At 61.4% G+C, this 9229-nt stretch carries 6 protein-coding genes and 1 pseudogene; 6 read left to right on the plus strand and 1 reads right to left on the minus strand.

Annotated elements, in window-relative coordinates; genetic code table 11:
- Positions 1-32 precede the first annotated feature (32 nt).
- The 6 genes from B3I26_RS14090 (at position 33) to B3I26_RS14115 (ending at position 8664) form a co-directional block, all read left to right on the plus strand.
- Positions 33-1811: a GMC family oxidoreductase gene (locus tag B3I26_RS14090; RefSeq protein ID WP_296258411.1), complete on the plus strand. Its 1779-nt coding sequence runs from the start codon at positions 33-35 to the stop codon at positions 1809-1811.
- Positions 1808-3163, plus strand: a complete 1356-nt coding sequence (locus B3I26_RS14095; RefSeq protein WP_296258413.1) for a c-type cytochrome — start codon at positions 1808-1810, stop codon at positions 3161-3163. The genes B3I26_RS14090 and B3I26_RS14095 overlap by 4 nt, the downstream gene beginning before the upstream one ends.
- 74 nt (positions 3164-3237) lie before the next feature.
- Complete coding sequence (locus B3I26_RS14100) at positions 3238-4593, plus strand: carbohydrate porin (protein ID WP_296258414.1); 1356 nt, start codon at positions 3238-3240, stop codon at positions 4591-4593.
- A gap of 246 nt (positions 4594-4839) precedes the next feature.
- A complete protein-coding gene (locus B3I26_RS14105) occupies positions 4840-5877 on the plus strand; it encodes an ABC transporter substrate-binding protein (protein ID WP_296258415.1) in 1038 nt (345 codons plus the stop codon).
- Between the two features lie 235 nt (positions 5878-6112).
- Entirely contained in the window at positions 6113-7489 is a 1377-nt protein-coding gene (locus tag B3I26_RS14110; RefSeq protein ID WP_296258416.1) for a pyridoxal-phosphate dependent enzyme, read from the plus strand.
- Entirely contained in the window at positions 7486-8664 is a 1179-nt protein-coding gene (locus B3I26_RS14115) for a cystathionine gamma-synthase (protein ID WP_296258418.1), read from the plus strand. Before B3I26_RS14110 ends, B3I26_RS14115 begins: the two co-directional genes overlap by 4 nt.
- Before the next feature lie 366 nt (positions 8665-9030).
- Here B3I26_RS14115 and B3I26_RS14120 read toward each other — a convergent pair.
- Positions 9031-9229 (minus strand): annotated as a pseudogene (locus tag B3I26_RS14120) (hypothetical protein); the annotation flags it as partial.

The raw sequence follows: 9229 nt of genomic DNA on the forward strand, positions 1-9229 counted from the left end.
CGTGATGACACCGTATTGATAAGGACCCCTAAATGGCCAATGTTCGCCCCAAAGTCGACGCTGTGATCGTCGGCCTCGGCTGGTGTGGTTCTCTGATGGCTGAAGAGCTGACCCGTGCCGGCCTCAATGTGGTCGCGATCGAACGCGGCCCCTGGTTCGAGACCTCCACCGACTTCCCGCCCTCGGTCGACACCGACGAGTTGCGCTGGGATACACGCCGCAGCATGTTGCTGCCGCCAGCCATCGAAACCACCACATTCCGCAACAACCGCTCGCAGACCGCCCTGCCAACTCGCGACTGGAGTCTCAACGAGCTGGGCTACAACGTAGGCGGCTCGGGCACTCACTGGGCCGGTATGGCCTGGCGCTTCCTGCCTTTCGACTTCGAGCCCTATACCTACACCCTCAAACGCTATGGCAAACAGCAACTGACCGAAGGCTTGATCGTGCAGGACTGGGGCGTGACGTATGACGACCTGGAACCCTTCTATGATCGCTTCGAGAAAATCGCCGGCGTCTCGGGCAAGGCTGGCGTGCTCAACGGCAAGCCGGTCGAAGGCGGCAACATCTTCGAAGGCAGCCGTAAAAACGAGTTCCCCCTGCCGCCCCTGGCCACTACACGCCTGACTGACCTGTTCACCGAAGGCAGCAACAAGCTGGGCCTGCACCCGTTCATGGTGCCCGCCGGTCAAGCCTCGCAGGCTTACACCAACCCGCTGGGCGTGCGCATGGGGCCTTGCACCTATTGCGGCTACTGCCTGTACTACGGCTGCGGCAACTTCTCCAAATCCAGCCCCAATGCCTGCGTGGTCCCGGCCCTGATGCAGCGCAGCAACTTCACCGTGCTCACCGAATCGGCCGTGTTGCGCGCCACGTTGGCTGAAGACGGCAAGACCGCCACCGGTGTGACGTATCTGGATCGCAACAAGAAGGAATGGCACCAGCCCGCCGACATCGTGATCTTCTCCGCCTTCCAGATGCAGAACGTGCGTCTGTTGCTGCTCTCGAAAATCGGTCAACCGTACGACCCGGCTACCCGCAAAGGCGTGGTCGGTCGTGCCTACAGCTTCCAGACCGTGTCAGGGGCAAACCTGTTTTTCGAGGACGAGCAGCTCAACCAATACATCGGTGCCGGCGCCCTCTCGGTGCAGGTGGATGACTACAACGGCGACAACTTCGATCACACCGGCAAGGGTTTCATCGGCGGCGCCGGTATTCTCGTGGTGGCCCGGGGCGCACGCCCGATCGGCAACGCCGACGTCGTGCCGCCGGGCACCCCGCGCTGGGGCAGCACCTGGAAAAAGGCCTACACCCACGCCTTCCAGAACGGCACTTTCATCTTTAACCAGGGCACCAGTTTCTCCCACGACGAGTGCTATCTGGACCTCGATCCTGAGTACAAGGACGCCAACGGCGATCCGCTGATTCGCGTGACGTTCGACTACAACGAGAACGACCGGCGCATGGCGAAGTTCACCGAAGACAAGGCCATCGAGATCGGCAAAGCCATGGGCGCGAAGATCGTCAATGGGTTCGACTCGGCCGCCACCAACTACGGCCCGTATCTGCCAGCCAGTGACCACACCATCGGCGGCGCGGTCATGGGCACCGACCCGAACACCAGCGTGCTTAACCGCTATCAACAGAGCTGGGACGTGCATAACGTCTTCGTACTCGGGGCGTCATCGTTCCCCAACAATGCCGGTTACAACCCGACGTCGACCATTGGCGCCCTGAGCCTGTGGACGGCCAAGGCCATCATCGAACAGTACCTGAGCAAACGCGGCCCGTTGGTGGAGGTGTCGGCATGATCTTCGGTCATCGTAAAACACGGGTGGCCGTCGCCCTGCTGTCGCTGAGCGGCGCCATTGGCCTGTATGGCGCCTACGGTGTGGCGGACGCGGCCGACGGTATCGTGCAGCCCGGGCAGCAGAGCGACAACAGTCAAGGTATCCAGGCTCCGGCGAACCAGCCACAGGAAGATCCGACCGTGGCCCGTGGTCGTTACGTCGCCATTGCCGGCGACTGCGCGGCGTGCCACACCGACCCGCATCAGGGCAAACCGTTCGCCGGCGGCTACGCGCTTGAAACGCCGTTCGGCAAACTGCTGGCCAGCAACATCACCTCGGACAAGGCCACCGGCATTGGCGACTGGTCAGAAGAACAGTTCACCCGCGCCGTGCGCGAAGGCAAAGGCCGCCACGGGGAAAACCTGTATCCGGCGATGCCCTACAACGCTTACGTGAAAGTCAGCGACCAGGACATGCATGACCTTTGGGCCTACATGCAGACAGTGCCTGCGGTGAACAACCAGGTGGTGTCCAACCAACTGCCCTTCCCGTTCAACATTCGCTTGATGATGATGGGCTGGAACCTGCTGTTCTTCGACAAGACGCCGTTCAAGCCGGTCGCCGACGCCAGTGCCGAACTCAACCGTGGCGCTTACCTGGTGCAGGGCCTGGGCCATTGCGCGGCGTGCCACACGGAGAAGAATTTCCTCGGTGGCGACAAGAGCGGCAGTTTCTTGCAGGGCGGCGACCTGGCCGGCTGGCATGCACCGGAAATCACCGGTAATCGCTACGCAGGCGTAGGCGGCTGGACCACTGAGCAGATCGTTCAGTACCTCAAGACCGGAAGCAACGACATTGCCGTGGCGTCAGGCCCAATGGCCGAAGCAGTCACCAACTCGACCCAGCACATGACCGACCAGGACTTGAACGCGATCGCGGCCTACCTGCAAAGCCTGCCCGGTTCGAAGGCAACCAAGCCGCAACCCCTGACCGCCACGCAGCAGGCCATGAAACAGGGCGCCAACGTCTATTCGGCCAACTGTTCGGCCTGCCACAACAGCGACGGCAAGGGCATCAATCAGCTGGCTGCGGGGCTTGGCAATAACCCGGCGGTGCAGGCCGATAATCCGCAGAGTCTCACCACCACGGTACTGCAGGGCGGACGCGGCGCGGTCACACTGGGCAACCCCACCAGCGGTGCGATGCCAAGCTTCGCCTGGAAGCTGTCCGACCAGCAGATCGCGTCAGTATTGACCTATATCCGTAACACCTGGGGCAACGCTGCCCCGGCAGTCGATGCAGCACAGGTTGCTCAGACGCGCAAGGACCTCAAGCTGCCCGCGCAGCTGAGCGCCGACGGCAGCGCCCGCTGAGCTGACTCCACACGCCCTGGCGCGGGGCGAACTGCCCCGCCGCCAACCCTCTCCCCCCTGACGAGAACACGAGCATGAAAGGAACGCTTTCGCGCCAAAGACCTGCGCCTCACGCACTGGTCATGGCACTGTCGATCGGTGCGGCCAGCGCTTGCAGCATCAGCGCCCAGGCTGCCGACGCCTTTGCTATCGACTCCCCCTGGATGACCGGCGACTGGGGCGGCACGCGAACTGACCTGCTGAACAGGGGCATCGACATCAAGATGGGTTACACCGGCGAGTCGGCCTCCAATCTAAGCGGCGGGTACGATCATGATCGGGTTACCCGTTATGCCGATCAGTTCAACCTGGGCGCCGACATCGATCTGCAAAAGCTGCTGGGCTGGAACGACGCGGCCTTCAGCCTTTCGCTGACCAACCGCAACGGCGACAACATCAACGAGAAACTTAACGACCCGCGCTCGACGGGCATGGGCTCGACTCAGGAAATCCAGGGCCGGGGCAGCGTCACCCGGCTCAGCGAATTGTGGCTGAGCAAAGGCTGGTTCGACGACAGGTTGAACGTCAAAGCCGGCCGGCTGGCCGTGAGTGACGATTTTGCCGTCGAAGACTGCTCGTTTCAGGGCCTGGCGTTCTGTGGATCGCAGCCCGGGAACTACGTCAACAGTATCTACAACGGCCCGATCAGCCAATGGGCCGTGCGCGTTCGCTACCGCTTGGCCAGTGAGCTATACGCGCAGGTCGGCGCGTTCAACGTCAATCCGTCGGGGCTGGACAACGACAACGGCTTCAAGCTCAACGGCGCAGGCACCGCCGGCACGCTGTTTCCGGTCGAACTGGTGTGGCGGCCGAGCGTCAATCGCTTGCCCGGTGAGTACCGTGTCGGCTACTACCACAGCACGGCCAACGGCAAGGATGTCTACAAGGACGAAAACAACCGCCCGGCTGCGATCACCGGCAACGACTATCGCAGCGATAACAGCCGCCACGGGTTCTGGGTGGTGGGCAAGCAGCAACTGACCTCAGTCAACGGCGACACCTCCCGTGGCTTGACCGCGACCGCCAGCGCCACGTTCCAGGATCGGGCGACGACCGCCGTGGACAGCTATCAAAAACTCAGCCTGGTCTATAAAGGCCCGTTCGACTCGCGCCCGACCGATACGCTGGGCGTTGGCATCGCGCGCGTGCATGCCAGTTCACTGTTCCTGCGCAACGCCCGAACCTTCAACAGCCTGAACGGGCTGAGCGATGACGACGCCAGCTACCTGCCCGAGCAGCACTCCATGTACGCCAGCGAGCTGAACTACGGTATCCAGGCGACAAAATGGCTGAACATCATGCCCAACCTGCAATACATCAAAAACCCGAACGGCGTGCGCCAGGTGGATAACGCGCTGGTGTTGGGGCTGCAAGTTCAGTCAGCGTTCTAGGCCCGTGCGTGGGGGTGATGCTCACGTTCCCGCGTATCGTGCTCCGGCTCCCGGCGGTGGTGTCCGTAAAGCGCCACCGCTCACCGTCATGCAAACAAGTGGGCGCAGACGACTATGGTGGAGGGTTCGAACCTGAACATATCGATATGTCATATTGATATTTAAACCACGTTGCTTATACCTATAAAGTCGTCTGCATTCAGGACGGCGCAGCGTGCTCCCGTCCACCCGACAACGGAGTCGTTCATGTCTGAACAGCGTTCAGGAGTTTCCCGGCGCCATCGCCTCGGCGCGGCCTTGACCCTTGCTGCGTCTGTATTGGCAGCCACCCTCGGCGCCCCTCAAACCGCACAAGCCGAAGGTCAGCTGCGCATCGCCGAGCAGTTTGGCGTGGTGTACCTGCTGCTTAACGTAGCGCGCGACCAGCATCTGATCGAGAAACACGGCAAGCAGGCAGGCGTCGACATCAAGGTCGACTGGACCCAGCTCTCCGGGGGTTCGGCGGTCAACGATGCGTTGTTGTCAGGTGCGGTGGATATCGCCGGTGCGGGCGTCGGCCCGCTGCTGACCATCTGGGATCGAACCCACGGCAAGCAAAACGTCAAGGCCGTCGCGTCGCTGGGCAACTTCCCTTATTACCTGGTCAGCAACAACCCTGACGTCAAAACCATTGCCGATTTCTCCGAAAAGGACCGCATTGCCGTGCCGGCGGTGGGGGTATCCGTACAGTCGCGCTATTTGCAGTTCGCCTCGGCCAAGCTGTGGGGTGACGCCGAGTACAACCGCCTGGACAAATACACCGTCAACCTGCCGCACCCCGATGCCAGCGCGGCCATCAAAACCGGTGGTACCGAACTGAACGGGCATTTCTCCAACCCGCCGTTCCAGGAGCAGGAACTGGAAAACAAGAATGTGCACGTCGTGCTCAACTCTTACGACGTGCTGGGCCCGAACTCGCCGACCGTGCTATTCGCTACCGAAAAATTCCGCGAGCAAAACCCCAAGACCTATCAGGCGTTCATCGAAGCGCTGGCCGATGCTGCGGACTACATCAAGCGTGACAAGGCAGGCGCGGCAGACACTTACATCCGCGTGACCAAATCCAGCATCGATCGCGCGCAACTGATCAAGATCATCGAAAACCCGCAGTTCGAATTCACCATCAACCCGAAAAACACCTTCCCGATGGCTGAGTTTCTTTACCGCGTTGGCGCCATCAAGACCCAGCCGACTTCGTGGAAGGATTACTTCTTCCAGGATTCGAAATTGCTTGAAGGAAGTTGATTCTCCAGCATGGCCGGCCGGCCACACGCGCCCCCCTGTAGCGTCATGGCTTGCCGGCGACACGGGTGTGTCAGGCGACGAGTCAGTCCCTGATACGCCGCCACCTTTGTCAGGCCGGACTGCAACAGTGATCTTCCGCGCCACAGTGCCCACCGGGCATCAGTGCCTCAAACCAGTGCACGTTTGAACGGTGCCGCTGTCCATCCCCTATGTGTTGTGCACGTGAGGATATGACATGCCAGCTGACTCCCGCCCCGCCGTACTTGAACTGATCGGCAATACCCCACTGGTGCGCGTGAGTCGCATCGATACCGGTCTCTGCACTCTGTTTTTGAAACTCGAATCCCAAAACCCCGGCGGCTCGATCAAGGACCGCGTGGGGCTGGCGATGATCGATGCCGCTGAGCGCGACGGCCGTTTGCGCCCCGGTGGCACCATTGTCGAAGCCACCGCCGGCAATACCGGGCTGGGCCTTGCGCTGGTGGGCCGCGCCAAGGGCTATCGCGTGGTGCTGGTGGTGCCTGACAAAATGTCCACCGAGAAAGTCCTGCACCTCAAGGCGATGGGCGCAGAGGTGCATATCACCCGCTCGGATGTCGGTAAGGGCCATCCCGAGTACTACCAGGATGTGGCTGCGAGGCTGTCCGAAGAAATCCCCGACGCCTTTTTCGCCGACCAGTTCAATAACCCCGCCAACCCGCTGGCCCACGAAAGCAGCACCGCCCCCGAGATATGGGCACAGACCCAGCATGATCTGGACGCCATCGTGGTCGGCGTCGGCTCGGCAGGCACGCTGACCGGCCTGACGCGCTTCTTCAAGCGTGTACAACCGGAGCTGGAAATGGTGCTGGCCGATCCGGTCGGTTCAGTGGTCGCCGAGTACAGTCGCACCCGCACGCTGCCCACGCCCGGCTCCTGGGCGGTAGAAGGCATCGGCGAAGACTTCATCCCCTCCTTCGCTGACTTGTCAACGGTGCGCCAGGCCTACTCGATCAGCGATGAAGACAGCTTCGAACACGCCCGCCACCTGCTGCGCGCCGAAGGCATACTCGGTGGCTCATCAACCGGCACCCTGCTGGCCGCCGCGTTGCGTTATTGCCGGGAACAGACCGTGCCCAAACGCGTGGTCAGCTTCGTATGCGACACCGGCACCCGCTATTTATCCAAGGTCTACAATGACCAGTGGATGACCGACCAGGGCCTGATGCAGCGTACCCGCTACGGCGACCTGCGGGACATGATCGCGCGGCGCTTCGAGGACGGCCGGGTCATCAGCGTCGGCCCGGACGACACGTTACTGACCGCGTTCCAGCGCATGCGCCTGGCAGACGTCTCGCAACTGCCGGTGCTGGTGGATGGCAAACAACTGGTGGGAGTCATCGATGAGTCCGACATCCTGCTGGGGGTACACAACGACACGTCACACTTTCGCACCCCGGTCGCCAGCGCCATGACCGACCAACTGCAAACCCTGCCGCCTGACGCGACCCTGGCCAGGCTTCAGGAGGAACTGGATCGCGGCCACGTCGCGATCATCGCCGACGCTTCGGGCTTTCATGGCCTGATCACCCGCGTCGACTTGCTCAATCACTTGCGGAGATCCCTTGCATGAGCCAGCACGACGAACACCCTGCCACGCATGCTTTCGCTACACGCGTGATTCATGCCGGGCAGAGCCCCGACCCCAGCACCGGCGCACTGATGCCGCCGATCTACGCCAACTCCACTTACCTGCAAGATAGCCCTGGTGTGCACAAAGGCCTGGATTACGGGCGCTCGCACAATCCCACGCGCTTCGCGCTGGAGCGTTGCGTCGCCGACCTGGAAGCTGGCACCCAGGCGTTTGCCTTCGCTTCGGGGCTCGCCGCAATCTCATCGGTACTCGAACTGCTCGACGCCGGCTCGCATATTCTGTCAGGCGACGACCTGTACGGCGGGACATTCCGCCTGTTCGACAAGGTGCGCAAACGCAGCGCCGGTCACCGCTTCAGTTTCGTCGACATGACCGACCTGTCGGCGTTCGAAGCGGGGCTTGAGGACGACACCAAAATGATCTGGGTCGAAACGCCGAGCAACCCGCTGCTGCGCCTGACTGACCTTGCCGCCATTGCTCGCATCTGCCGTGACCGCGGCATCATTTGCGTGGCCGACAACACCTTTGCCAGTCCGTGGATTCAGAATCCGTTGAGCCTGGGTTTCGACATCGTCGTGCATTCGACCACCAAATACCTCAATGGCCACTCCGACGTCATCGGCGGCATTGCGGTGGTGGGTGACAATCCCGAACTGGCCGAACGCTTGGGGTTTCTGCAAAACTCGGTCGGAGCCATATCCGGGCCTTTCGACGCCTTTCTTACCTTGCGAGGGGTAAAAACCCTGGCATTACGCATGGAGCGTCACAGCAGCAACGCGCTGGAACTGGCGCAATGGCTGGAGCGACAGCCGCAAGTGGCACGTGTCTACTACCCCGGCCTTCCCTCCCATCCTCAGCACGCGCTCGCTGTTCGACAGATGCGCGGATTCGGCGGAATGATTTCCGTTGACCTGAAGACTGATCTTGCGGGAACGCGGCGCTTCCTCGAACAGGTGAACATCTTCGCCCTGGCTGAAAGCCTCGGCGGGGTCGAGAGCCTGATCGAGCACCCAGCGATCATGACCCACGCAAGCATCCCGACGGAAAACCGGGCACGGCTCGGCATCGGCGATTCGCTGGTGCGCTTGTCCGTGGGTGTGGAAGACGTAGAGGACCTGCGCGCAGATTTGGCGCAAGCGCTGAGCACAATCTGACGTGGCGATGGCTTCACCTGTTATCCAGGTATTGTTGCTGCTTTGGTAACAGAGCTTTGCCGAAAGGTGCATGGCTGAAAGTTAGATAGCTTGCTAACGTTTCCAACGTCAAATCCGCCGATTTGATGGAGGCCCTTCAAGCCGCTAAACCGTCCGAGATAACGGGGCAGCGGCTTTTTTATGGGTGAAGTTTTCAATATTGCTCGACGCAAAGCGTCAGAACACCACACTCCCACGCGGAGCGTGGGAACGATCACGTTCCAACGCCAAAGCTCGCCCTGAACCTTGACCTTGACCTTGTGATGGTTCCCACGCTCCGCGTGGTAACGCCGGTCTGGACGATCCGCGTCCGCTGTTTGCCTGACGCTAAGCGTCAGAAAAACCCATTCCCACGCAGAGCGTGGGAACGATCACGTCACAACGCCAAAGCTCGCCCTGAACCTTGACCTTGACCTTGACCTTGTGATGGTTCCCACGCTCCGCGTGGTAACGCTGGTCTGGACGCTCCGCGTCCGCTGTTTGCCTGACGCAAAGCGTCAGAAAAACCCATTCCCACGCAGAGCGT

It is taken from the genome of Pseudomonas sp. UBA5706 (assembly GCF_002419965.1).
GTDB lineage: Bacteria > Pseudomonadota > Gammaproteobacteria > Pseudomonadales > Pseudomonadaceae > Aquipseudomonas.

Coding starts and splice junctions, on each gene's coding strand:
- B3I26_RS14090 (WP_296258411.1), top strand. CDS start 33: ATGGCCAATGTTCGCCCCAAAGTCGACGCTGTGATCGTCGGCCTCGGC.
- B3I26_RS14095 (WP_296258413.1), top strand. CDS start 1,808: ATGATCTTCGGTCATCGTAAAACACGGGTGGCCGTCGCCCTGCTGTCG.
- B3I26_RS14100 (WP_296258414.1), top strand. CDS start 3,238: ATGAAAGGAACGCTTTCGCGCCAAAGACCTGCGCCTCACGCACTGGTC.
- B3I26_RS14105 (WP_296258415.1), top strand. CDS start 4,840: ATGTCTGAACAGCGTTCAGGAGTTTCCCGGCGCCATCGCCTCGGCGCG.
- B3I26_RS14110 (WP_296258416.1), top strand. CDS start 6,113: ATGCCAGCTGACTCCCGCCCCGCCGTACTTGAACTGATCGGCAATACC.
- B3I26_RS14115 (WP_296258418.1), top strand. CDS start 7,486: ATGAGCCAGCACGACGAACACCCTGCCACGCATGCTTTCGCTACACGC.